Consider the following 23147-nt stretch of genomic DNA (forward strand, 5'->3'; position numbering starts at 1 on the left):
GGAGTATCTCATGTCCAGCCCCCTTTGGTTTGATCCAAGCCTGTGTCTGATCGGCGGCAATTGGGTGCCGCCAACCACTGGACATACATTGCCTTTGATCAATCCTTCTGATGGCTCAGAGATCTGCCAGATCGCAAGGGGTGGCGCGCATGATGTTGATGCTGCGGTCAGGGCGGCTCAGACTGCGATTGACGGGGATTGGGGACGAAAGACTGCGCTAGAGCGGGGCCGTGTCCTTACGCGTATGGGAAGGATGGTTTTGGAGCGTGTTGAAGACCTGGCCACGCTAGAAGCCATGGATGTCGGCAAGCCCCTGACGCAGGCACGCGCAGATGCGGTTGCGTTGGCACGGTATTGCGAATTCTATGGTGGGGCCGCGGACAAGGTCATGGGCGAGACCATCCCGTATCTGGATGGCTACACCGTCTATACTTTACGGGAACCGCACGGCGTGACGGGGCATATCGTGCCGTGGAACTATCCGATGCAGATCATCGGGCGGTCAGTTGGGGCTGCGCTGGCGATGGGCAATGCCTGCGTTCTGAAACCTGCGGAAGAAGCTTGCCTGACCGCGCTGGCCTTTGCGCACCTCGCGCAAGAGGCCGGTTTGCCCGCCGGTGCCCTGAATGTCATACCCGGGTTGGGGGCCGAGGCGGGGGCGGCTTTGTCGGGCCATACGGGCGTGCACCATGTCTCGTTCACCGGGTCAGTCGCTACTGGGGCGCTGGTGCAGCAGGCAGCGGGGCAAAATGTGGTGCCCGTGACGCTGGAGCTTGGGGGGAAGTCACCTCAACTGGTGTTTGACGATGCCGATCTGGACGCGGCCCTGCCCTTTCTGGTGAATGCGGGCATTCAGAATGCCGGACAAACCTGCTCGGCCTCGTCACGCATTTTGGTGCAGCGCGGGGTTTATGATCAGGTCAAGCATCGTATGGCAGCGGCCTATGCAGATTTGACCGTTGGCCCTGCGCAAGACGATCTGCGCGTCGGCCCGCTGATATCGGCCCGTCAAAAGGACATCGTTTCGGACTTTCTGGCCAGGGGCGCAGACCTGACCGTCGCAGGGCAAGGACAGATCGTAGACGGTGCACCGTCCGAGGGGGCCTATGTTGTGCCGACCCTTTTTGCGGACGTTCCGCCGGATCACAGTCTGGCCAAGGATGAGATCTTCGGTCCCGTGCAGGTGCTGATCCCATTCGATTCCGAAGAAGACGCGGTGAAGATTGCCAACGGCACCGATTACGGGTTGGTCGCCAGCATCTGGACCCGCGACGGCGCACGGCAGATGCGGCTGGCAAAGCAACTGCGCTCGGGCCAGGTGTTCATCAACAACTACGGCGCGGGTGGTGGCGTAGAGCTACCATTTGGCGGTGTCGGAAAATCCGGACACGGCCGCGAGAAAGGGTTCGAGGCCCTATATGGCTTTTCACAGTTGAAAACGGTCGCGTCGTACCATGGTTAGAGCCTAAACAATCACCTCGATCGCCTCTTGCGCGCCTACGCCGAACACTCGTTTGTAGCGTTCGATCTGATCCTTCGGTCCCATCGCCTTTTCCGGGTTGTCCGACAGTTTCACGGTCGGCTGGCCATTGGCGGACACAGCCTTGCAGACCAGCGAGAACGGCGCCAACGCGTCGTTTGGCACGAGCCCGCGAAAATCGTTGGTTAGCAAGGTGCCCCACCCGAACGAGACTTTGGTTCTGTGGGCGAATTGAGTGTGCAGTTCCCGAATTTTATCCACATCCAGACCATCCGAGAAGATCACGCGCTTTTCCAGGGGGTCTTCTCCACGGGATTGCCACCACTTGATCGCGGTTTCCGCGCCTGTTGCGGGATCACCGCTGTCGATGCGAATGCCGGTCCATCCGGCCAGCCAATCGGGTGCGCGATCCAAAAAGCCCTGCGTGCCATAGGTGTCGGGCAGAATGATGCGCAGATTGCCGTCATGTTCGTCGTGCCAGTCGCTCAGCACGTCATAAGGCGCTTGCGCCAGTTCAGCATCGTCTTTGGCAAGGGCGCTGTAGACCATCGGCAGTTCGTGCGCGTTGGTGCCGATGGCCTCAACTTCGCGCCGCATGGCGATTAGACAGTTCGACGTACCGGTAAAACTCGATCCCAGACCCTCGATCATGGCCTGCACACACCAGTCTTGCCAAAGAAAGCTGTGTCGACGCCGGGTTCCGAAGTCAGCGATCCCAAGCCCGTCAATATCCCGCAGTTGTTCGATCTTCTTCCAAACGCGGGTCATGGCCTGGGCATATAGCACCTGCAGCTCAAACCGCCGCATGTTGTTCAGCACAGCGCGCGAGCGCAGCTCCATCAGAACCGCAAGCGCCGGGATTTCCCACAGCATAACCTCGTGCCACTTACCTTCAAATGTCAGCTCGTACTGATCGCCCTTCCGTTCCAGGTGATAGGGCGGCAGGCGCATGTTTTCGAACCATTCCATAAAATCCGAACGGAACATCTGGCGCTTGCCATAGAACGTATTGCCCCGCAGCCACGTGCTTTCGCCCCGGCTAAGGCCAAGCGATCGGATATGATCCAATTGCTCGCGCAGCTCGCCTTCATCGATAAGTTTGGCCAATGGAATGTGATTCGACCGGTTGATCAGGGAAAAAGCCACATCCGTTTGGGGCTTATTTCGAAACACTGACTGGCACATCAGCAGTTTGTAGAAGTCAGTGTCGATCAAAGACCGTACAATCGGGTCAATCTTCCATTTATGATTGTACACGCGTGTCGCAATATCGACCATGGGGAACTCCTGCGATTTCCGTTGTTAGATCAATCGGTGCGTGGAATGGCAAGAGTCGCTAGAATGATAACAATGACAAGGTCAGGTCACATTGCGAGCATATTGTGTGATCTTTTCACAGTTTAGTGAAAAGAGAGGGATGGTTGAACGAGGTTAATTTGGTGAATGGTTCTCGAGTACGATTTTGACATCGTTGTTAATGAGGAATTGGAAGATAACGCCGGTTCAGAGCGATTGGACAATTCCGTCGCGCGTGCCCGATTCCGTCACGTGAAAACGGCTGACGCGCTTCGGGCGACGTCACCGAAGATTCGACAAATTTTCCAGGAAGCCGGCTTTGATCTGGATTCAACCGACAGCAAGTTGTCGCAAGGGTACTATTCGTCACGGGACGTAGACCAACGCAAACGCATTCTGCATGCGCTTTTTGCCAATATTCGCGAAATGGGAATTGAGGGCGAATACTGCGGTGAATTCGACTTCCATCGATTTTTGGACAATGTCAAAACGGCCAAACCGCGCAACGACCAACGCCCAAAAGTCGAGAATTGGACGCCGAACCCGCGCTACAAATCACCCGCAACGCCCGAGCGCCGCACATTGCCCGGACGAATTGGCGTTGCATTGGGACTGGCGGTGATCTTGTTTGCAGTGCTCAGGTATCTTGCCGAAAAAGGCGCTACGCCTTAGGTCAACGCAACGCCAGCTTCACGCATCGCGGCCACGGCGGCTGCCAGTGATCCATCCAAATCAATCGCCCGACATGCGTCCATTCGGACCGTGACGTCAAAACCCAACCGGGCAGCGTCAACGGCTGAAAAATGAACACAGAAATCTGTGGCCAGCCCAACCAGGGTCAGTTTGGTGATGCCACGTGATTTCAAGTAACCTTCCAAACCGGTCGGAGTCTTTTGGTCGTTCTCGAAAAATGCGGAATAGCTATCGATGCTGCTCCGAAAGCCTTTGCGAATGACAAGGTCAGCATGGGTATTCAGATCCGGATGGAATTCCGCACCGTCGGTGCCCTGCACACAGTGATCCGGCCACAAGACCTGCGGCCCATAATGCATTTCGGTCATGTCCAAGGGAGCTTTGCCGTCGTGCTCGCTGGCAAAGGACGAATGTCCCGCCGGGTGCCAATCCTGCGTCAGGATCACGGCGTCGAACTCTGCCATCATAGTGTTGATGGGGTCCACGATCTCGTGACCTCCGGGCACCGCCAGCGCACCACCGGGGCAGAAATCGTTCTGAACGTCGATTACAATTAGGGCATGGGCCATCGGGAATCTCCTCGCATTGTCCTATCGGTAGGGGGCAGGGCGGGGGGCGTCAATCCGGTCTCTTGCGACTCTTGTCCAGCAGGTTTAGACCGCGCGCATGTATACGATCGCTGCTCTCTATCACTTCACTCGTTTTTCGGATCATGCAGCCCTGCGCGACCCGCTGCTGGACCTATGCCGCGCGCAGTCAGTCAAGGGCACCTTGTTGCTGGCCGCCGAGGGGATCAACGGAACCATCGCCGGCCCGCGTAGTGGGATCGATGCGGTGTTGGCCCACATCAAGGCTCTGCCCGGTTGTGCGGATCTTGAGTGGAAAGAGGCCACATCCGATCACCCGCCCTTTGGCAAAATGAAGGTGCGCCTGAAAAAAGAGATCGTGACCATGGGCCAGCCGGACGTCGATCCGCGTGCCCGTGTCGGCAATTATGTCGAGCCCGAGGACTGGAACGATCTGATCCGGTCTGACGATGTGGTCGTGATCGACACACGCAATGACTACGAGGTGGCGATTGGTACGTTTGAGGGCGCAGTAGACCCTGAAACAGCCAGTTTCCGTGAGTTCCCAGTCTGGTGGGAAGAAAACAAAGACCGCTTTCACAACAAACGAGTCGCGATGTTCTGCACTGGCGGTATTCGCTGTGAGAAATCCACCAACTACCTGCTGGGGCAGGGGGTTGAGGATGTGTACCACCTGAAAGGCGGCATCCTGCGGTATCTCGAAGAGATGCCCGCCGATGACAGCACCTGGCAGGGCGAGTGCTTTGTGTTCGACAATCGCGTCTCGGTTGGACATGGGTTGGTCGAAGGACCGCACAACCTGTGCCACGGCTGCCGCCGCCCGATTCTGCCAGAGGATATGAAGCGCGCGGAATACGAGCACGGCGTGTCTTGCCATCGGTGCATAAACGAGACATCAGACGCGGACAAAATGCGGTTCCGCGAACGCCAGAATCAAATCCTGCTGTCACGTCAGCGCGGGCAGGAACACCTAAGCATTGAATGATGGGTGAATGATTAAGGTTGCGGGTACAGGCCGGAACCCTGATGATCGCGGAAAAACCTAGGCCATCGGAAGTTTTATGCACCGCGAACCTACAACACTGGAAGAGTGGAAATCGACGCTTATCGCAGCGGTCGGACTGGTTATTGCGAGTTTTTTCGCGTGGTATGGTCTGTCGCGCCTGAGTGAGGCGGCCGCAGGCGAAACCATCGGTACTATTGTGTCGGTCTGCCTGGTGGTTTGGGTCGCATCGCAATCTTGGTACTACATGACACAGGTGAAACTGCCGCATCGACGCTTGTTTCTGATGGGTGTGTCCTTCATTCAGGTCGTACCGTTCTTGTTCGCGGCGGCGTATGGCGCTTTCGGCTACGCCGACAATTGCGTGGTCGGTGCAGATGCTCCAGCCGATTTCCTGTATTTTTCATACGTCACCTTCACCACTGTGGGATATGGCGACATGATCCCAACAGGTTTATGTCGCGGGCTGGCCGTCGCTGAGGCTGTTACCGGCTACATCCTCTTGGGTATGTTTGTTGCTGCTACGGTTGCGCTCTATACCCGCCACCATAAACATTAGACGGCCACTATTTGTTCTGATCAATCCAGCGGGACATCATCTGTTTGTCGCGGAAACACTCGGATGGGATAGGCCTGCGCCTGCTACGGGAAATGCGCTCGGCAAAGGCAACCTGCTTGCCGGATGGATAGTCCGCAAAGGGCGATGGATCGGCTGGCTTGTGCGCCGAAATCCAGGCAGACATCGACTTGCGATCCCGTTGTGCCTCGACTGGGATTTCCAAGGCCGACTGCTGGGCAATTGCACGAGCGTATCGCATTTGCCGGTCTGTGACGGGCAACAGGTGATAGTCGTTCGATGGGCCATCCATGGCCGGGTTGCGGGCGTGGTAAGACATCGGATTGTTCCTCTGACTATGTGGAACATAAATGGAACATTAAGCTTTTTATTCAAGAGGGAGCCGATTCACATCAGCGGGAGTCCGCCGTGGATTGCTTTTATTGACTGGTCAATCAATAAAATATAAACGCGAAAGAAAGGACCTCTGAGAAGGAAATCGGCATGAAGTTTCAGCCCAAAGCGAGCCATTTCATCAACGGCGCATATGTTGAAGATACCAACGGCGCCCCTATCGACGTGATCTACCCGGCCACCGGTGAAATCATCGCCCGGCTGCACTCTGCCACGCCGGATATTGTAAATCAGGCTCTAACAAGTGCCAAAAACGCTCAGGCAGAGTGGGTGGCAATGTCCGGGACCGAGCGTGGTCGCATCCTGAGACGGGCATCTGACATCATGCGTGACCGCAATCGCGCGCTTTCCATCCTCGAAACCCACGACACCGGTAAACCCTTGCAGGAAACCCTGGTGGCCGACGCCACATCGGGTGCGGATGCGTTGGAGTACTTTGGGGGGCTGGCTGCGTCATTGACGGGTGAGCATATCCCGCTGGGCGGCGGAGACTTTGTCTACACCATCCGCGAGGCGCTGGGCGTTTGCGTCGGTATCGGGGCATGGAACTACCCGACCCAGATCGCATGCTGGAAAGGAGCCCCTGCACTGGCCTGCGGCAATACGATGGTCTTCAAACCGTCTGAGACCACGCCCCTCTCGGCGTTGCAAGTGGCCGAGATCCTGATCGAGGCGGGCGCGCCAAAGGGCGTCTATAACGTGACCCAGGGCTATGGCGATGTTGGCGCATCGCTTGTGACCGATCCGCGTGTGGCCAAGGTTTCGCTGACCGGGTCCGTTCCGACCGGCCGCAAGGTCTATGCCGCAGCTGCCGACGGCATGAAGCACGTGACGATGGAACTGGGCGGCAAGTCTCCGATGATCGTGTTCGACGACGCTGATATCGAAAACGCTGTTTCGGGTGCGATCCTGGGCAACTTCTATTCCTCGGGTCAGGTCTGTTCGAACGGCACCCGTGTCTTTGTGCAGAAAGGCGTCAAAGAGGCATTCCTCAAGCGCCTCTCAGAACGTCTGGCCACTGCGAAAATTGGTGATCCGCTGGATGAGGACGTCAACTTTGGCCCTATGGTCAGCGAAAACCAACTGAATATAGCGCTGAGCTATGTCGAAAAGGGCAAGGCTGAAGGTGCGCGCCTAGTATTTGGCGGTGAGCGGATCGACGGTGACGGCTTTTACATGCAGCCCACAGTGTTTGCGGATGTGACGGACGATATGGCCATCGCGCGCGAAGAAATCTTTGGCCCTGTCATGTCCGTACTGGATTTCGATACCGAAGAAGAGGTGATGGCCCGCGCCAACGACACCGAGTTTGGATTGGCAGCCGGTGTCTTCACCAACGACCTGACCCGCGCGCACCGCATTGTGGCTGGGTTCGAGGCGGGCACCTGCTATATCAACACCTATAATCTGGCTCCGGTCGAGGCCCCGTTCGGTGGGTCCAAAATGTCGGGCGTCGGGCGCGAAAACTCGAAACTGGCGATCAATCACTTCAGCGAGATGAAGACGGTCTATGTTTCGATGAACGACGTCGAAGCGCCGTACTAATCAAAACCGGCCATTCAAGCTCTGTTCCCGACATTTTGCGTCGGGAACAGAGCATAAGCCACATAAAACATGTGGCTGACTTCCTCCAAAGGGTGCCGTTTTCGGTTCCGTCGGTGGGAGATCAAGTTCATGAAAACGCATGCACAGGCCGTAGTCATCGGCGGAGGATTGGCTGGCTGTTCAATCCTGTACCATTTGGCCAAGCTTGGTTGGCGGGACGTAGTCCTGCTTGAAAGGGATGAACTGACCAGCGGATCAACCTGGCACGCGGCGGCCAATATCCACGGGCTACACGACAACAACAATATCACCCGCATCCAGCATTACACGATGAACTTGTATAAAGAGCTGGAGCAGGAAACCGGCCAGAGCTGCGGAGTGTTCCAGCCCGGTTCCCTCTATCTGGCCCAGACTGAAAACCGCGAACACCAGTTGCGTCTGCAGGAAGCCAAGGCTCGGTTCTATGGCCTGAATTTCTACGAAGTCAGCCGCGAACAAGCGATGGAACTGCACCCGCTGGCGCGGTTCGACGATATCCGCTGCATTATGTTTGAACCCGATGGCGGCAACGTGGATCCCTCAGGCGTGCCGCACGCATATGCCGCAGGCGCGCGCGCCATGGGTGCAACGATTGAGCGCTTTTGCCCCGTGTTAGGCACTGAACAGCAGCCAGATGGGTCGTGGATCGTGCGTACCGAAAAGGGCGACATCCATGCGCAATGGGTTGTGAATGCCGCAGGCCTTTGGGGCCGCGAAGTAGCGGCATTGGCGGGTTTGACTCTGCCGTTGCAACCGACCGAACACCAGTATTTCGTGACCGATTCCATTGATGAGGTTGCCAACCTGGGTCGCGGTTTACCGTCGATCGCCGATCGGGACGGTGAGTACTACTTCCGACAGGAAGGCAACGGGCTGCTGATCGGGGCCTATGAAAAGGACATGAAGTTCTGGGCCGAAGAGGGCACGCCGCTGGACTTCGCCCATGATCTGTTCCCAGACGATCTGGACCGGATCATGGAGAACGTGATCCGCGCAACCGAGCGCGTGCCCGCCGCGGCGACGGCTGGCGTGAAACGGGTGATCAATGGGCCTATGATCTGGTCCCCGGACAGTTCCGCCCTTTGGGGACCGGTGCCGGAATTGAAGAACTATTTCCTCTGTGGCGGCCTGATCCCCGGTTTCTCGCAATCGGGCGGGCTGGGGTTGCTGGCGGCGCAGTGGATGATCGAGGGTGAGCCGCAATACGACATGTTCGCATGGGATCTGGCCCGGTTTGGCGATTGGGCGGACAAGAAATTCACCAAGGCGCGGGTTGAGGACCAGTATACCCACCGGTTCGCCATCCACTTCCCCAACGAGGAACGCAGCGCAGGCCGTCCGGCCCGCGTGCGCCCGGCCTATGGAATGCAAAAGGACATAGGCTGCGTCTTTGGTCTGAACTGCGGCTGGGAGCATCCGCTGTGGTTTGCCGATCAGCCCGGCACCACCGAGACAAACGGGTTCACGCGCCAGAACTGGTGGGAACCGGTTGGGCAAGAGGTCAAGATGCTGCGCGAAAACGTTGGCGTGATCGACATCTCGAACTTTGCCAACTACGTCATTAAGGGCCCGGGCGCCAATGAGTGGCTGGACAAGCTGGTTGCCAACCGGGTGCCGACCGTGGTCGGGCGGTCCTGCCTGACGCCGCTGATCTCGGTGCGCGGGGGTGTGGCCGGCGACTTTACCATCACCAAGGTGGCCGAGGACGAATACATGATGATCGGCTCGGGTATGGCCGAGCGCTATCATCAGCGGTTCTTCAACATGATCGACCTGCCCGAAGGCACCACGTTCGAGGTGGCGACGGACCGGATTGCGGGCTTCAACGTCGCAGGGCCCAAATCGCGTGACCTGCTGCAGCGGCTGACCAATGCGGATTTGACGAACGAGGCGTTCCGCTTCATGCGCTCGGCCACGATCGAGGTTGCGGGGGTGACCTGCCTGGCGATCCGTGTCAGCTTTACCGGTGATTTGGGGTGGGAGTTGCACTGCGCGGAAGAAGATCAGATCAGGCTCTATTCGGCGCTTCTTGAGGCTGCGAAGGAGTGCGACGGTGGTCCGGTGGGCGGCCGCGCGTTGGGGTCACTGCGGATTGAAAAGGGCTATGGCTCGTGGGGCCGCGAGTATTCTCAGGAATACTGGCCGCAGGAAGTCGGGCTGGCGGGTCTGATCAAGCTGGACAAGGACTTCCTGCACAAAGACGCCTATGTGCAGATCAAGGACAACGCCGCGCGCGAGGTTCTGTCGATTTTTGAGGTCGAGGTGACGAATGCTGACGCGTCCGGTGGCGAACCTATCTTTACACCAGATGGCGCACCGGTCGGACGTGTGACCTCAGGGGCCTATGGCTATTCAGTCGGCAAATCCCTGGCCATCGGCTATTCAAATCCGGCAGTCGTAAAGCCGGGGGATATGGTGGAAATCTTCATCCTCGGCAAACCGCATAAAGCCAGAGTTTTGGCCGAACCGCCCTATGATCCATCGGGTCTCCGGCTGCGCGATGTCCAACCCAAGGTGATGGAGGCAGCCAAATGACCGGCACGCTGGATCGGGTCACGGATTTTGCCCTGAACCTTTCAGCGCACGAGATGCCTGACAGCGCGAAAGAGGCCGCTGCCCTGATGATGCTCGACACAATGGGCATCCTGATCGCCTCCGGCCCGATGGAGGCCGGCGTGATCGCCCGCGATACTGCCGCGCTGCTCTATGCAAGCACTGATGCGGCATTCAGCGTTCCGATGATGTTTGATGGCCGCCTCGTCAGCACGGCGGGCGCTGCCTACGCAGCAGCCACACAAATCGACAATTTGGACGGGCATGACGGCTACAACCCGACTAAGGGGCATATCGGTGTCGTCGTCCTGCCTGCGTTAGTTTCACTTGGTGCGCATTGCCCTGATTTGTCCGGCCCCGAAGCCCTGGCTGCCGTCGTCACGGGATATGAAATCGCAGGACGTGCCGGGCTGTCGCTGCACGCATCGGTCAGCGATTACCACACGTCCGGCGCCTGGAATGCCCTTGGCGTGGTCGCCATGGCCGCGCGCATGCGCGGGTACACGCCAGAGCAATTTCGACAAGCGTTGGGAATAGCAGAATACCACGGCCCCCGAAGCCAGATGATGCGCGAGATTGCGAATCCGACGATGCTGCACGACGGATCGGGTTGGGGCGCGATGGTTGGCATATCATCTGCGATTCTGGCCGAACGTGGTTTCACGGGCGCCCCGGCCATCACAATCGAAGATGCTGATGTTGCGTCGTTTTGGGATGATTTAGGTCAGTTCTGGCAGGTCGAACACCAATACGTAAAACCTTATCCGATATGTCGCTGGGCTCATGCGGCAATTGATGGCGTTCGGGCTGTGATGATGGAGAATGACCTAGCCCACGACCAAATCCGATCCATCCATATCAACAGTTTTCATGAAGCGGCCTGCCTGTACGCAGGGATGCCTGACACCACGTCTCAGGCCCAGTATTCTCTGCCTTTTGCTGTGGCGGTTCAGGCGATCCATGGTCGGATCGGGGTCGAACATATCTCGGGTTCGGGTTTGTCTGATCCGGCGGTGGCAGAGTTGGTGTCGCGTATTCACGTTCTGGAAGATGCGCGCCACAGTGCACGCTTCCCGCAGGGGCGGTGGGCCGATGTCATCTTGAAATCGACCGATGGGCGTGTGTTCGAATCCGGCGACACTCACGCGCGCGGCGGGCCGGAGGCCCCGCTCAGCAGGGGAGATGTGATCGCCAAGTACACCGAGTTTGCCGCGCCGGTCGTCGGTTTAGACTGCGCGGACGCGATCCGCGCGGCCATATTGGGTTGGGTCGAACCTACATCCAGATTGTCGGACCTGATGCCGTTGGTCTTTGAACCGTAAAAGCGGCCGGTGCGGGCTGCGGGCCGACGCTCAGTGGGCACCTAATGAAAGACAAACCGTGAATGCAGGTGGCGCCGACCTAATCCGCTATTGGTCCACTTTCGCAAGCAAATCCAGAATGTGCTGGCGTGTTTTTGCGCTGTCATCCAACAAGCCCTTCGCGTCAGCTAAGGGCTTGTCCTGCATTCGTATTGGCGGCACGGACAGGAGCCGCGTTGTTTGCTGAACTGCGAGGAACTTTGTGTCGCGTTCGTGCTCGACTGTTTCCGGATGATCGGCCAACCAAAAGAACCGATCGGCTTTTTCATCGTCACCCACAGTACGCAAAAGCTGACCAGCTGCCACGTAATCATCTGTCATCTGCAATGCGTGCCCTCGCAAAAACTGGGCCGCGTCTGATGGATCGTCGACCAGTTCCAACATCGCTTGATGTGGTCGGTGTTGCAGTAAGGCAGCGCGCGCACGTAACCGTGCCCTTTCTGCGCGCCGGGCCTTGTCCTGTGACCGACTGGCCAGTTCCAGCGCCGCGTCCGCAAAACCAAGGGTAACCAAGCGCTCGGCCAATCCCACGCTTGTGTCTGTGAATAGCGCCAGTTTCTGCTCCGGCGTTAGGGTCATGACCCGTCTTAGAAATGTCGCGTCGTCGGCGCGTTCGGTCAGGATCTGGGCGACGCGGTTCAACGTTTCGGCGGCATTGTCCTGTGTATTTTGAGCGCCCAGCAGATCCATCGCCTTATCGAACTCATGGCTAAGGCTCAAAGCGACGATCTGTGTTTGCAGCATGCGCGGCCCGATTTCAGACCGTCGAAACTCCACGACGTAAGAGGCCGCAAGATCAAGCTCTTGTGGGGATATTGCTCCACGTTCCGACCACCGCTTGTCGACCAGTCGCGCAAGCGCAAGCGGTGCCTCCAACTCTGCACCCGACGCAGCGATGACCTCGTTCAACAATGCTTCTGACTTCGGGCCGTCGCCTTCGGCAGCCGCGACTTTAGCCTTGGCTTGGGACGTATCGGCGCTGTCCTCAGTCGCAACGCGGTCGACCGTGCGTAACACGCGCCTTGCTGGTTCAATTTTCCCAGCATCTGTCAGAATTTCCGCCAATGTTGGCCCAACTTGACGGCGAAGATGGTTGGGCAAGCGCGCAAATGACTGTTCGATCGACTGCAACTGGGCCTCTTCCTGCATCTCTCCTTCGATCAAAAGAGCCCAAAGCGCGGCGTCGCTTTCACACCGCTGAAGATTGGTAAACGGGTTCGGATGGGACGGCTTTGCGCCATCAAGATACCGGGCTATGGCGGTAACCCGATCTGTGTCCGGCGCATGCCGCCCAAGCAATTCAAGCGTCCGAAGAGCCTCTGCGCCGAACCCGGAATAGGCGTATAGCTGCGCCAGCTTCAGCGCCTTTTCTTCGTCGAGATGATCGAATTCTTTGAACAGGGCGGCGCGCAACGAAGCCACCTGTTCCGGAAAGGGAGTTGCCCCAGACCAACGGTCAAACCCAAGCTCAGCGCTCGAGATGCAGGGTGGGCGTTGCTCAAGCTGTGGCAGGGATGGCCCCAAAAGTTCATTCAAGCCGTCCAGAACGGATGTCACATGAATATTGGCATTAAGGTCTGAGGGGCTAAAGGGATCGTTCTTGGGAACCGACATCCGTGGTCCGACCGGAGCAAGCTTCAAATCAACGACTTCCCGGTCAGAGCCGCGCAGCAGCAGGGTAGAGAGCTGTTCTTCAAAGCGCTGTGCGTTCAGGTTTAGCAGTGGCAATTCGAGACTCTGCAAATATTGCGCAACCAACGGGTCTTTCTCTTTGGACGCTTTGGGCAAAACAGGCGACGGTATATCAGCGCTGATTTGGGGCAGCGCCGAGCCTGGTGCAATATCCACCACGATCATCGTGCCCTTGAACAGAAAGGCATTGGCAACACAGTCGCAACCAAATTGCATATCCAGCGCGGCACCCGGCTCTGACTGAGAGATCGCGGCCAAGCGGTTTTGCGTCAGACGCTGGAACACGGCTGCTGTGTCAAAGTTCACCTTTTCCAGTTTGACACTCAGACGCGCACCATTTTTCTTGTGCGACAGCGCCCATTTAGTGCCCGGCGGAACCTGTGCGACCAGCCGCGTATACCCTTCATGTTCGCCCGAGCGCACCTGCACATCTTGTGCTTGAACTTGCGCTGCCGCGGCGGTTAGCGCCAAAGCAAGTAAAACTGTCCGGATCATGCCGCTGCCTGTTTGAGTTCCTTCAACGCATCTTCCAGCTCAGAAAATGCTGGGCGGTTATGCGTCGGCGTGTTCTGGCGGCCAACTTCAATGCACATGGCTGCGTTGTGGTTGTGCAGGTTGGCGACCAGAACCTCTTTGATCAACTGGTAAAAATGGTTGTCCTCTTCGACTACCGCTTTCAGCTTGCCAGCGAACGGGCCAACCAGGCCATAGGCGAGAAACACGCCCAGGAACGTCCCGACCAAAGCGCCTCCGATCAGTTTGCCCAGTACTTCGGGCGGCTGGTCGATGGACCCCATCGTTTTGATTACGCCCAAAACGGCGGCCACGATCCCAAGTGCGGGCAAACCATCGGCGACGGTTTGTAACGCGTGGCTGGAATGCATGGCGTGGTGAAAACTGGTCTCCATCCGTTTTTCCAGCACTTCTTCAACTTGATGTGGATCGTCGTAATTCATCGACGCGGATCGCATCGTGTCGCAGATCAGATCGACGGCTTCCTTGTCCTTCTGAATCTTCGGATAGGCTGAGAATAGGGTCGAATTCTCGGGGTCTTCGATATGCTGTTCCACCTCGACCGGGTTGGCCTTGGCAATGCGGATCAGAGAAAACAAAAGGCACAGCAGATCGCGGTAATCTTCGGGCTTCCATTTGGGGCCCTTGAACACTTTACCCATGTCCTTGATCGTATGTTTGACAGCGCTCAAGTCGTTGCTGATCATGAATGCGCCAACGGCGGCGCCGCCGATCATCATCATCTCGAACGGGAGCGATTTCAAAATGATCGTCATCTTGCCACCGGCGGCAAGATATCCACCAAACACCATGGCGAAAATGACGACGATTCCGATGATTCCAATCATGGGTGGTCTCCTGCAAAGTCAGATGCGGGGGTAAAAAACATGTGCGCTACTCCTGCGGAGCCGCAGCATTGCGACCGGCCATGATCACGCTGATCGTATAGGCGGCTTCGGGGTTGAGACCGGCCAGAACACCTGCGGCGGAATCAGGCGGCATCCGCGACAGAAAGCCAGCCGCAAAGCCGGGGTCCATGGTTTCGAACAGGGCGGCTGCGTCCTTGGGTTTCATGCTCTGATACACATCCGTCAGGCGCGTCAGATCGGTCTCGGCGGCTTTTTCGGCGAAGGCCAGTGTCTGTCGCAGCGATTCTTCTGCCTCCTGCAAGGCAGCCAGGCGCGTTTCAATCGCCTGATCCGCGATATCCAGCGCCTTTTCTTTGTCTTGTAACGCGGCCTCTCGTTTCTTGAGCGCGTCTTCGCGGCGTAGCAATTCAGTCAACAATTCTTGCGCACCGGGCTGTTCGGTTTGGCTGCTCCTCGCCAGCGATGGGGCGGGATCGGATCCTTTAGCCAGCGCGGGCCCGGCCTCGAATCCTATTCTGATCGCGGCGGAACCGATCATAAGCATCGCGATCACCGCAAGAACGCCGCCTTTGGGACGGTTTTCTGCCTGCTTCCGCCTCATGTCGTGGCCTCGCTGCGGCTGTGACGCAGGAACATCAAGCCACCCGGACGTTTGACCTGAGTCTCGGCTGGCGCGTCTTCTTCAATGACGGGCACTGAGTTGGCTTGGGACTGTTCTTCAGAAACAACCGGCTCAGGCTCTGGTGTAGGGATCTCGGTCGCCTTTTCATCGTCCGGCACGACGTCATGCATCGAGGCCATCATCAACTCAAGCCGCTGCGCCACTGTTTCGGCGCGCTCGGTCAGTTCCTTAAGAACGACGCCAGACTGATCCGAGGCTTCCCGCGCGGCCTCCAGTGACTTTTTCAACTCTTCCGCTTGCGAAGACAGCACGGCCACCGCACCACCGACGCCTTTTTCAAGGTCGGTAAAGCGTTTCAACCGCTTGGACAGGACGAAACAATAAAGACCCGCACCTATGGCACCTGCGACCAGCAAAATATCTGCAATCAGCTCCAACTTCGCCTCCTAGTTCAGTACGAATTCCATGACGAGAACATCGCGAACGCGGCCTTCGCCGACGACGATTTCGATACGCCGCAACAGGTGTCCTCGGATGCGCATGAGCGCGAGCGAATCCTCAAGATCAGAAACCTCAATCGCGCGTAGATATCCGTTCAGCACGTCCATGATTCGCGGTTTCATCTTTTCCACATCCGCCGTGTACGGCGCGTTCACCTCGAGCTGGGCATGAAACTTCAGATGTCGCGAATCGCTGGTGTTTACCGAAACGACGACCGGAGTTAGGTCAACGAATCCAACCTTTGGCAGAGCCTTGGCAGGTCTGCTTTTCTCTGTTTCTTCGGTGTTCTGCACGACGGGTTTTCCGCCTATCGGCAACAGGCCGGTGGTGGTCAGGAAATACCCGCCCGCAGCACCGGCTATCGCCAGAATCGCGCCTACTATCATTCCCTTTTTCCCAGATTTTTCCGGAACTTCTGCCTGTTCTGCAGTCGCGTCGGTCATGACGTCCTCATTTCTACAATCTGCAATCGTCATAACCCGACAGGGACTAACCGATTGTTAAGGGCAATCATCCAAACAAGGGATGCGTCGCACAGAATGTCGGCGAGTCGGAGGTGATCGTGCAGCAGATCGGAACTGTCTGGGCAAGTTTGGATAGGCGTAAACAAATCATTGTCGCGGGTGCAGTCGTGCTGATGTTTCTGGGGATCCTGGCGATGTCGCGTCTGGTGACAACTCCGTCGATGACCCTGCTTTACGCCGGTTTAGAAAGCGGCGCTGCAGGGGATATTGTCCGTTCATTGGATCAGCGCGGTGTGCAGTATGAGATTCGCGGCGGCTCCATTTATGTGCCGGGATCACAACGGGATGAGCTGCGCTTGACGCTGGCCAGCGAAGGTCTGCCGGCAACCGGAAACCGGGGCTACGAGCTGCTGGATTCGCTCAGCGGGTTTGGCACAACGTCGCAGATGTTCGACGCCGCCTATTGGCGCGCCAAAGAAGGAGAGTTGGCCAGAACCATTGTCGGCAGCCCCCATATCAGCCAGGCACGTGTGCATATTGCCAACGGTTCAGCCAATCCGTTCCAACGCAGTGTTGCACCAACCGCATCGATCTACCTGGTCGCGTCGGGCACGGACATCACGTCGGATCAGGCAAAGGCGATCCGGTTTCTTGTGTCGTCCGCAGTCAGCGGACTGGCGCCCGAGAACGTCACCGTCATCGATTCGAATGGCGCAGTGATCGGAGCACAGGACAACCCGGTGTCCGCAGATACCGCTGACGATAAATCGCGCCAGCTGCGCGAACGGGTTCTGCGTCTGATCGAAGCCCGGGTCGGAGCTGGAAATGCGGTGGTCGAGGTGAGTGTCGATACGGTTACCAAGACAGAATCAATCCGCGAACGGCGTTTCGATCCCAATGGCCGTGTGGCCATCAGCACCGATGTCGAAGAGCGTTCGGACAGTGCCCGCAACCAATCCGGGGATGTGACGGTTGCGTCAAACCTGCCCGATGGCGATGGCGCGGGCGGGGACGAATCCAATTCTAACGCAACCCAGACCCGAGAACGGGTCAACTACGAGGTTTCCGAGACCGAGCTTGAGGTTCACAACGGCCCCGGCGCCATCAAGCGACTGACGGTTGCTGTTTTGGTAAACGGAACGCGATCCGTGGACGCAAACGGCAGTGAAACATTCACGCCGATGCCGCAGGCCGAGATGGATGCACTGCAGGAGCTTGTGGCCTCGGCAGTGGGCTACGATGCCGAGCGGGGCGACGTTATAACACTGAAATCGCTGGATCTGCCGGCGGTCGAGCCGCAGGGCAGTCTGGCAACCGCCTCGCTGTGGCAGAAGGTGCATTTCGACGCGATCTCGCTGATTCAGATGGCCGTGTTGGCACTGGTTTCCCTGGTACTTGGGGTGTTTGTCATCCGCCCTATTCTGACCCAACCCGCAACCGCTCCGGCACTGCTGCCCGCAGGTGCAGCCCAGGAACCTGACGCATACCTGACCGGCGAAATTGCGACGGAAGAAGGCGGGCAATTCACCACCTTGCCGGGGCAGGGGCCCACTGGGAACGTTCCGGCGCTTGCGACCGATGCCGGGGCGGACCCGGTGGATCGGCTCAGGGCGATGATCGGCGACAAGCAGGAAGAAACGGTCGAAATCCTGCGCAGCTGGCTGGAAGAAGGTGAGGAGCGTGTGTGATGTCGATTGCCCATCTTCTTGAGGATTTCACTATACAGGCCGGCGGCGGACAGCTGCACGTACTGGATGAGGACGCGTTAGAGGAACAAAGGCTGGCCTCGTTCGAGCAAGGCTATAGCGCCGGCTGGGAAGACGCGGTCCAGGCGCAAGAGCAGAGCCGGGGGCAGGTTTCGGCCGAATTGGCCAAATCGCTCGAAGATATGTCTTTTACCTACCATGAAGCGGTTAACCGGATGGCCCTGTCGCTGGAACCGATGTTTCAGAGCCTGACACAGCTGGTTTTGCCTGAAATGCTGGACCGAGGGTTTGCCGTTCGACTTGTCGAGCAGCTCACCGATATGGCGCGCGGGCAGATCGGACAGCCCATGCAAATCTTCGTACCCTCAGGTCGTGTGAACGAGGTGGAGGACCTGATCCCCGCCGAGCTTTCATCGCCTGTGCAGGTGATCGAAGACCCGACGCTTGAGGTAGGGCAGTCGCGGCTCAAGGTCGGGGTTTCCCAGCGCGAGGTGGATTGCAGCGGCTTGCTTGCTGCGGTCGATCAAGCCTTTCAGGCATATGTTTTTCAGGCAAAAGAGGCAGTGACCAATGAGTGATCCGCAAACCCCGAAATCCGAGAAGCCCAACCCGTTCGAGGCCGTTCCGATTGAAGTCACCGTATCGGTTGGCCGGGCGCGCCCTTTGATCCGTGATCTGCTGAACATGGGGGAAAACGCCGTGCTGATGCTGGACAAACGCATCGAGGATCCGGTTGACCTGTATGTCGGCGACCAGCTTGTCGCGCGCGGTTTGCTAGAGGAGATAGAGGGCGAGCAGGCCGGTCAGCTGGCTGTGCGTCTGACCGAAATCGCGGACCTGCAAAACGGGATCGGCTGATGCGCCGATTTCTAATTCTGGCGGTCGCGTTTGCGGTTTTGACCCCGTCTTTGACCACGGCGCAGGAGTTGTCTGTCTCGCTGGGCGAGGGCGGTTCGATATCTGCGCGAACGATTCAGTTGATCCTGTTGATCACCGTGCTCAGCCTGGCTCCGGGATTGGCGATCATGATCACCTGTTTTCCGTTTCTGATCACCGTTTTGGCGATCCTGCGCCAGGGTATCGGGTTGCAGCAATCTCCTCCCAATATGCTGATTGTCAGCCTGGCGTTGTTTCTGACTTATTTCATCATGGAGCCGGTCTTTTCCGAAGCCTGGACAACAGGAATTCGGCCGTTGGTCGATGAAACGATGGAGGTCGAGCCTGCATTGGAGCGTGCATTACAGCCGTTTCGCGGTTTCATGGCTGCGCGATTGGACCCCAATACGTTTCACGCCATGGCCGCCCTGCGCCCCGGTGGTGATGCCACAACGCTGTCGCCCGACGCGCCGCTGTCCATCCTGATGCCATCCTTCATGCTGTCCGAAATTGCGCGCGCTTTTCAGATCGGGTTTCTGGTCTTTCTGCCATTTCTGATCATCGACCTTGTGGTTGCGGCGGTACTGATGTCGATGGGGATGATGATGGTTCCGCCAGCCACAGTGTCCTTGCCGTTTAAACTGGCGTTTTTTGTCATCGCCGACGGGTGGTCCCTGATCGCCAGCGCGCTTGTGCGCAGTTATGCGACCTAGGTTTTTATTGCCGGGCGATTTGCAGACAGGCGCGCAGGCCGCAGTTGCCGGCCTCAAAGCGCATTTCTCCGCCATGCTGTTCGGCCACGGTGGCGGCAATTGTCAGGCCCAAACCATAGCCGTCAGAAGATCCGGTGTTGGACCCACGACGAAATGGGGCCATCAGGTTTTCGATGTCCTCCACCGACAGATCGGTGCCCTTATCTTCGACCGTGATCGTCGCGGTGGTCGCATCGGTCGCCAACTGCACTTCGGCGTGTCGACCATATTTCAACGCGTTGTCGATCAAATTGGTCAGCGCACGCCTAAGCGATATGGGCCGCGCCATGACCAGAACGCGGCGTGTTTCGGTCAGCTGTCCGTGTCCGCGCCGGGACATGAAAACCGATGTAACCCCATCGACCGCGACGGGGTCGGTCTTTTTTAGTGTCACGGGCAGGTCCATATCCTGATAATCGGCGACCAGAGCCTCCACCAAAGAGGTCAGAGAAATCTGGCGCGGTTCCTCAACATCCAGTTCGGATCGCGTATAGGTCAGGACACTTTCGATCATGCCCGTCATCTGATCCACATCCGCCTCGAGCTTTTCGCGTAGTTCATCGTCGGGGATCAGAGCGGCACGCAGGCGCACGCGTGTCGCAGGGGTACCCAGATCGTGGCTGACGCCGGACAAAACCGTTGCCCGCTTTTCAAGCTGCGCGCGCTCGGCCTCAAGATGGGCGTTCACCGCCGAGACGATATCGCGCAGTTCATCCGGGCCATCCGCCTCGTAGCTTTCCGGCCCCCCAAGGCGCTGCCGTTCGCGCAACGCGCGGGCAAACCGGGTGAAGGTATCTGAGACGTTACTGACTGCGGATAAGATGACCGCCATTGCGACGATCCCCATAAGTATTGCGGGCAGACGTAAATCCGTTGGGGCCGCCTGACAGCCCCATATCTGTGTCCCGTCGACCTGATGCCAGGCCTCGCGTCCAAATTTCGCAATCAGGATCGGCTCACTGCAATATGTTGCCAGCAACCGGGTCAGGTTTCCCATCTTTTCAGGCCCGGTTTGATCACTGCCTGACACAATGTCCGACACCGGATAAACCAACCGGTCGGACAGGATCGCCACGGTTAATTCACGCCCGCTGAGCGGCGAGGAACTGTCGGTCAGGATCGAAAGGTTGGTGACGAAGCGGCGGTTTGAAAACCCGGGCAACCGCTGAAATTCACCATTATCGGCAAGGGCCGTATCCTGGGGCGGCAAGGGCGTAATCGACAACCCTTCGGAGGGGGCCATGCCTGTTCGCAATTCTTCGTAGACGGTGAACCCTGCTACAAAAGATTGCAGCAGGTAGTCATTCCAGGCGCGCGCCGAAGCGAACCATAACCCTGCAGACAGCAAACCGGCAGCAAAGGCTGAAAGGGTCCAAAGCCACCCCAGATTGCGCAGGCGCAGTGTCATTCTTCGACCGAAATGTCAGCGGCAAAGATATACCCGACCCCACGTTCCGTGCGCAGCATTTGCGGATCTTTCGGGTTGGTCTCGATCTTAGATCGCAGGCGACCGACCAGCATGTCGATGGCGCGGCCCTGCGCTTCGGACTTGTCACTGTCCCCCGTGACATCCAGTGCCGTGACGATTTCATCGCGCGTAAGCGGAATATGTGGATTGGCCAGCAAGACCTTGAGCAGGGCGGTTTCCCGCTGTGACAACGCGACCAAATAGCCTTCTGGCGAATGCAAATCATCACGCTTTCCGTCAAAGACCCAGCCGTCAAAACGGAAGGTGCGGGTTCTTCGGCGATACGCCAGCGAAGACGACCGCCGAGCGCGCTGCATCACTGCCCTGACACGGGCCAGCATCAATTGGGGGTTGAACGGTTTGGCAATGTAGTCGTCTGCCCCAACTTCGTACCCTGCCATGCGCTGATGGTCGGCGGACAGGGCAGAGACCAGAATGATCGGGACGTCCTGTTCGCGCCGTAACCGGGCGCAGATATCAATCCCGTTCTCGTCCCCCAGCATGACGTCCAACAAAATCAGATCGATCCGGCCATTGGACAGGTGCGCCCGGATTTCCCGCTCGGAACTGGCGGGAAGGGCGATGAAGCTGTTTTGCTGCAATAGCTGCGTCATCATCGACCGCATCTCAGGGTCGTCATCCACCACCAGAAGCCGCGGAATGCTCACTCTGTCTTTCCTCCCGATCTTTTCCCTCTGTCGTTGTCCATTGTAACGAATGGAAACAGATTCAATGCCAACGTAACACCCTGTAACAGAAGTGGTGAAAATTTGGGCCGTTTCCGTACTTTACTATGAATTCCGCTTTGCCAGACGGCGATCAGACCACAGTAATAGCGCCATCGCTGCTTTGGCAGTCACTGAGTTCTCAGGGAGGAGACAAAAAATGAAGCGTTTTGCATTTGCCACCGTTTCGACTTTGGCCGTTGTGGCCGGATCGTCCGTTGTGGCCGAGCCGCAGGCGGAAGTACTGCACTGGTGGACCTCGGGTGGCGAGGCCAAGTCGGTTGCCGTTCTGCAGGAAGAATTCGCCTCGAACGGCGGCACCTGGACCGACATGCCCGTCGCGGGTGGCGGTGGTGATGCGGCAATGACCGCGCTGCGTGCCCGGGTTCTCTCCGGTAATGCGCCGACCGCCGTTCAGCTGAAAGGCCCTGCCATTCAGGAATGGTACGAAGAAGGCGTTCTGGCCGACATTTCGAACGTTGCCGAGGCCGAAGGCTGGGCGGATGTCCTGCCTGCGTCGATCGCGGGCCATATGATGTGCGAAGGCACTTGGTGCGCTGCACCCGTGAACGTGCACCGCATCGACTGGATCTGGGCGAATGCTGATGTTCTGGCGGCAAACGACATCGAAATGCCCGCCACATGGGAAGAGTTCAACGCAGCAGCCGAAAAACTGCAGGCCGCTGGTGTGATCCCGCTGGCCCACGGTGGTCAGGCCTGGCAGGACGCGACCGTGTTTGAGGCGGTTGTCATGGGTATTGGTGGACCAGAATTCTACCAGAAAGCCCTGGTCGATCTCGACCCCGAAGCGTTGACGTCGGACACAATGGTACAGGTCTTTGACCAGATGCGTACCATGCGTGGATATGTTGACGAGAACTTCTCGGGTCGCGACTGGAACCTGGCCACCGCCATGGTGATGAATGGCGAGGCCGCATTCCAGATCATGGGTGACTGGGCCAAAGGTGAATTCCTGGCCGCTGGCAAGAAGCCCGGCGAAGATTTCCTGTGTGCCTCGACCCCCGGTGACGGTTATCTGTACAACGTCGACAGCTTTGCCATGTTCGAAGTCGAAGGTGACGACAACCGCGCCGGCCAGGAACTGCTGGCCAAACTGATCGTCGCACCGAACTTCCAGGAAGTGTTCAACCTGAACAAGGGTTCGATCCCTGCACGGACCGACGTAGCGCTGGATGCCTTTGATATCTGTGCGAAAATCTCGGCAGAAGACATGGGTACGACCTCGGCAGGTGGTTCCCTGCTGCCGTCTTACGCCCATGGCATGGCGCTGCGCGGGTCGCAGTCCGGTGCGATCACCGACGTTGTGACCGCGCACTTCAACTCGGATATGTCCTCGGCTGACGCGGTTCAGCAACTGGCGGACGCGGTGGCCAACAGCTACTGATCCAAAACGCTCTGCCCCCTATGCTGA

Annotated in this window: 22 protein-coding genes; 12 read left to right on the top strand and 10 right to left on the bottom strand. The window is 57.9% G+C overall.

Going from position 1 to position 23147, the window contains the following annotated elements; all coding sequences use genetic code 11:
- The first annotated feature begins 10 nt into the window (after positions 1 to 10).
- The gene (locus AC2FLJ_RS09870; RefSeq protein WP_496705549.1) at positions 11 to 1462 is read left to right on the top strand and encodes an aldehyde dehydrogenase family protein; all 1452 of its coding nucleotides are present in this window, start codon (positions 11 to 13) and stop codon (positions 1460 to 1462) included.
- 3 nt (positions 1463 to 1465) lie between these two features.
- On the opposite strand, the gene pncB is transcribed toward AC2FLJ_RS09870, so the two are convergent.
- Positions 1466 to 2758 (bottom strand): nicotinate phosphoribosyltransferase, encoded by a 1293-nt coding sequence (gene pncB, locus AC2FLJ_RS09875; protein ID WP_058279083.1) that lies wholly within the window; start codon positions 2756 to 2758, stop codon positions 1466 to 1468.
- A 165-nt stretch (positions 2759 to 2923) separates the two neighbouring features.
- On the opposite strand from pncB, the gene AC2FLJ_RS09880 reads away from it, so the two are divergent.
- Positions 2924 to 3448: a hypothetical protein gene (locus tag AC2FLJ_RS09880; protein WP_108860017.1), complete on the top strand. Its 525-nt coding sequence runs from the start codon at positions 2924 to 2926 to the stop codon at positions 3446 to 3448.
- Here the strand turns inward: AC2FLJ_RS09880 and pncA are convergent.
- Entirely contained in the window at positions 3445 to 4038 is a 594-nt protein-coding gene (pncA, locus tag AC2FLJ_RS09885) for a bifunctional nicotinamidase/pyrazinamidase (protein ID WP_058275024.1), read from the bottom strand. The two genes, AC2FLJ_RS09880 and pncA, sit on opposite strands and share 4 nt — an antisense overlap.
- Before the next feature lie 97 nt (positions 4039 to 4135).
- On the opposite strand from pncA, the gene trhO reads away from it, so the two are divergent.
- Positions 4136 to 5041, top strand: coding sequence for an oxygen-dependent tRNA uridine(34) hydroxylase TrhO (gene trhO, locus AC2FLJ_RS09890; RefSeq protein WP_282170152.1), 906 nt, complete (start codon positions 4136 to 4138; stop codon positions 5039 to 5041).
- Positions 5042 to 5117: 76 nt separating this feature from the next.
- Positions 5118 to 5618, top strand: coding sequence for a potassium channel family protein (locus tag AC2FLJ_RS09895; protein WP_058275022.1), 501 nt, complete (start codon positions 5118 to 5120; stop codon positions 5616 to 5618).
- A gap of 7 nt (positions 5619 to 5625) precedes the next feature.
- Here AC2FLJ_RS09895 and AC2FLJ_RS09900 read toward each other — a convergent pair whose 3' ends face one another.
- Positions 5626 to 5955 (bottom strand): hypothetical protein, encoded by a 330-nt coding sequence (locus tag AC2FLJ_RS09900; RefSeq protein WP_282152256.1) that lies wholly within the window; start codon positions 5953 to 5955, stop codon positions 5626 to 5628.
- Positions 5956 to 6119: 164 nt separating this feature from the next.
- Here AC2FLJ_RS09900 and betB point away from each other — a divergent pair, with 164 nt between their 5' ends.
- The 3 genes from betB to AC2FLJ_RS09915 all read left to right on the top strand — a co-directional run bounded on the left by betB (position 6120) and on the right by AC2FLJ_RS09915 (position 11488).
- Positions 6120 to 7574 (top strand): betaine-aldehyde dehydrogenase, encoded by a 1455-nt coding sequence (betB, locus tag AC2FLJ_RS09905; RefSeq protein ID WP_496697292.1) that lies wholly within the window; start codon positions 6120 to 6122, stop codon positions 7572 to 7574.
- Between the two features lie 129 nt (positions 7575 to 7703).
- The gene (locus tag AC2FLJ_RS09910) at positions 7704 to 10148 is read left to right on the top strand and encodes a GcvT family protein (protein WP_496705553.1); all 2445 of its coding nucleotides are present in this window, start codon (positions 7704 to 7706) and stop codon (positions 10146 to 10148) included.
- Positions 10145 to 11488 carry an MmgE/PrpD family protein gene (locus AC2FLJ_RS09915; RefSeq protein WP_496705555.1) on the top strand — a complete coding sequence of 448 codons (1344 nt, stop codon included), beginning with the start codon at positions 10145 to 10147 and terminating at the stop codon, positions 11486 to 11488. Before AC2FLJ_RS09910 ends, AC2FLJ_RS09915 begins: the two co-directional genes overlap by 4 nt.
- Before the next feature lie 87 nt (positions 11489 to 11575).
- On the opposite strand, the gene AC2FLJ_RS09920 is transcribed toward AC2FLJ_RS09915, so the two are convergent.
- The 5 genes from AC2FLJ_RS09920 to AC2FLJ_RS09940 are packed head-to-tail and all read right to left on the bottom strand — an operon-like array spanning position 11576 to position 16167.
- The gene (locus AC2FLJ_RS09920; protein ID WP_496705556.1) at positions 11576 to 13714 is read right to left on the bottom strand and encodes a hypothetical protein; all 2139 of its coding nucleotides are present in this window, start codon (positions 13712 to 13714) and stop codon (positions 11576 to 11578) included.
- Positions 13711 to 14580: a flagellar motor stator protein MotA gene (gene motA / locus AC2FLJ_RS09925; protein ID WP_496697284.1), complete on the bottom strand. Its 870-nt coding sequence runs from the start codon at positions 14578 to 14580 to the stop codon at positions 13711 to 13713. The genes AC2FLJ_RS09920 and motA overlap by 4 nt, the downstream gene beginning before the upstream one ends.
- A 46-nt stretch (positions 14581 to 14626) precedes the next feature.
- The gene (locus tag AC2FLJ_RS09930; protein WP_496697283.1) at positions 14627 to 15202 is read right to left on the bottom strand and encodes a MotE family protein; all 576 of its coding nucleotides are present in this window, start codon (positions 15200 to 15202) and stop codon (positions 14627 to 14629) included.
- On the bottom strand, positions 15199 to 15660 hold the full coding sequence (locus AC2FLJ_RS09935) for a hypothetical protein (protein ID WP_496697282.1): 462 nt from the start codon (positions 15658 to 15660) through the stop codon (positions 15199 to 15201). Before AC2FLJ_RS09935 ends, AC2FLJ_RS09930 begins: the two co-directional genes overlap by 4 nt.
- 9 nt (positions 15661 to 15669) lie before the next feature.
- Entirely contained in the window at positions 15670 to 16167 is a 498-nt protein-coding gene (locus tag AC2FLJ_RS09940; protein WP_496697280.1) for a flagellar basal body-associated FliL family protein, read from the bottom strand.
- 119 nt (positions 16168 to 16286) lie between these two features.
- On the opposite strand from AC2FLJ_RS09940, the gene fliF reads away from it, so the two are divergent.
- Genes fliF through fliP form a run of 4 tightly spaced genes read left to right on the top strand, consistent with a single transcriptional unit; the run spans position 16287 to position 19483 of the window.
- Complete coding sequence (gene fliF, locus AC2FLJ_RS09945) at positions 16287 to 17876, top strand: flagellar basal-body MS-ring/collar protein FliF (protein ID WP_496697279.1); 1590 nt, start codon at positions 16287 to 16289, stop codon at positions 17874 to 17876.
- Positions 17876 to 18472 carry a FliH/SctL family protein gene (locus tag AC2FLJ_RS09950; protein WP_496705560.1) on the top strand — a complete coding sequence of 199 codons (597 nt, stop codon included), beginning with the start codon at positions 17876 to 17878 and terminating at the stop codon, positions 18470 to 18472. Before fliF ends, AC2FLJ_RS09950 begins: the two co-directional genes overlap by 1 nt.
- Complete coding sequence (locus AC2FLJ_RS09955; protein WP_282170164.1) at positions 18465 to 18752, top strand: FliM/FliN family flagellar motor switch protein; 288 nt, start codon at positions 18465 to 18467, stop codon at positions 18750 to 18752. Before AC2FLJ_RS09950 ends, AC2FLJ_RS09955 begins: the two co-directional genes overlap by 8 nt.
- Complete coding sequence (gene fliP / locus AC2FLJ_RS09960) at positions 18752 to 19483, top strand: flagellar type III secretion system pore protein FliP (RefSeq protein ID WP_496697275.1); 732 nt, start codon at positions 18752 to 18754, stop codon at positions 19481 to 19483. Before AC2FLJ_RS09955 ends, fliP begins: the two co-directional genes overlap by 1 nt.
- 4 nt (positions 19484 to 19487) lie before the next feature.
- On the opposite strand, the gene AC2FLJ_RS09965 is transcribed toward fliP, so the two are convergent.
- Positions 19488 to 20930, bottom strand: a complete 1443-nt coding sequence (locus AC2FLJ_RS09965; RefSeq protein WP_496705563.1) for a sensor histidine kinase — start codon at positions 20928 to 20930, stop codon at positions 19488 to 19490.
- Positions 20927 to 21658, bottom strand: a complete 732-nt coding sequence (locus AC2FLJ_RS09970) for a response regulator transcription factor (RefSeq protein ID WP_058275016.1) — start codon at positions 21656 to 21658, stop codon at positions 20927 to 20929. Before AC2FLJ_RS09970 ends, AC2FLJ_RS09965 begins: the two co-directional genes overlap by 4 nt.
- Before the next feature lie 217 nt (positions 21659 to 21875).
- On the opposite strand from AC2FLJ_RS09970, the gene AC2FLJ_RS09975 reads away from it, so the two are divergent.
- Positions 21876 to 23120 (top strand): ABC transporter substrate-binding protein, encoded by a 1245-nt coding sequence (locus AC2FLJ_RS09975; protein WP_058275015.1) that lies wholly within the window; start codon positions 21876 to 21878, stop codon positions 23118 to 23120.
- The last annotated feature ends 27 nt before the right edge of the window (positions 23121 to 23147 follow it).

It is taken from the genome of Ruegeria sp. CDSA034, assembly GCF_059612275.1.

Coding starts and splice junctions, on each gene's coding strand:
- AC2FLJ_RS09940 (WP_496697280.1), bottom strand. CDS start 16,167: ATGACCGACGCGACTGCAGAACAGGCAGAAGTTCCGGAAAAATCTGGG.
- AC2FLJ_RS09955 (WP_282170164.1), top strand. CDS start 18,465: ATGAGTGATCCGCAAACCCCGAAATCCGAGAAGCCCAACCCGTTCGAG.
- AC2FLJ_RS09950 (WP_496705560.1), top strand. CDS start 17,876: ATGTCGATTGCCCATCTTCTTGAGGATTTCACTATACAGGCCGGCGGC.
- trhO (WP_282170152.1), top strand. CDS start 4,136: ATGTATACGATCGCTGCTCTCTATCACTTCACTCGTTTTTCGGATCAT.
- pncA (WP_058275024.1), bottom strand. CDS start 4,038: ATGGCCCATGCCCTAATTGTAATCGACGTTCAGAACGATTTCTGCCCC.
- AC2FLJ_RS09895 (WP_058275022.1), top strand. CDS start 5,118: ATGCACCGCGAACCTACAACACTGGAAGAGTGGAAATCGACGCTTATC.
- AC2FLJ_RS09920 (WP_496705556.1), bottom strand. CDS start 13,714: ATGATCCGGACAGTTTTACTTGCTTTGGCGCTAACCGCCGCGGCAGCG.
- AC2FLJ_RS09870 (WP_496705549.1), top strand. CDS start 11: ATGTCCAGCCCCCTTTGGTTTGATCCAAGCCTGTGTCTGATCGGCGGC.
- betB (WP_496697292.1), top strand. CDS start 6,120: ATGAAGTTTCAGCCCAAAGCGAGCCATTTCATCAACGGCGCATATGTT.
- pncB (WP_058279083.1), bottom strand. CDS start 2,758: ATGGTCGATATTGCGACACGCGTGTACAATCATAAATGGAAGATTGAC.
- AC2FLJ_RS09880 (WP_108860017.1), top strand. CDS start 2,924: ATGGTTCTCGAGTACGATTTTGACATCGTTGTTAATGAGGAATTGGAA.
- AC2FLJ_RS09975 (WP_058275015.1), top strand. CDS start 21,876: ATGAAGCGTTTTGCATTTGCCACCGTTTCGACTTTGGCCGTTGTGGCC.
- AC2FLJ_RS09900 (WP_282152256.1), bottom strand. CDS start 5,955: ATGTCTTACCACGCCCGCAACCCGGCCATGGATGGCCCATCGAACGAC.
- AC2FLJ_RS09915 (WP_496705555.1), top strand. CDS start 10,145: ATGACCGGCACGCTGGATCGGGTCACGGATTTTGCCCTGAACCTTTCA.
- AC2FLJ_RS09910 (WP_496705553.1), top strand. CDS start 7,704: ATGAAAACGCATGCACAGGCCGTAGTCATCGGCGGAGGATTGGCTGGC.
- fliP (WP_496697275.1), top strand. CDS start 18,752: ATGCGCCGATTTCTAATTCTGGCGGTCGCGTTTGCGGTTTTGACCCCG.
- motA (WP_496697284.1), bottom strand. CDS start 14,580: ATGATTGGAATCATCGGAATCGTCGTCATTTTCGCCATGGTGTTTGGT.
- AC2FLJ_RS09965 (WP_496705563.1), bottom strand. CDS start 20,930: ATGACACTGCGCCTGCGCAATCTGGGGTGGCTTTGGACCCTTTCAGCC.
- AC2FLJ_RS09930 (WP_496697283.1), bottom strand. CDS start 15,202: ATGAGGCGGAAGCAGGCAGAAAACCGTCCCAAAGGCGGCGTTCTTGCG.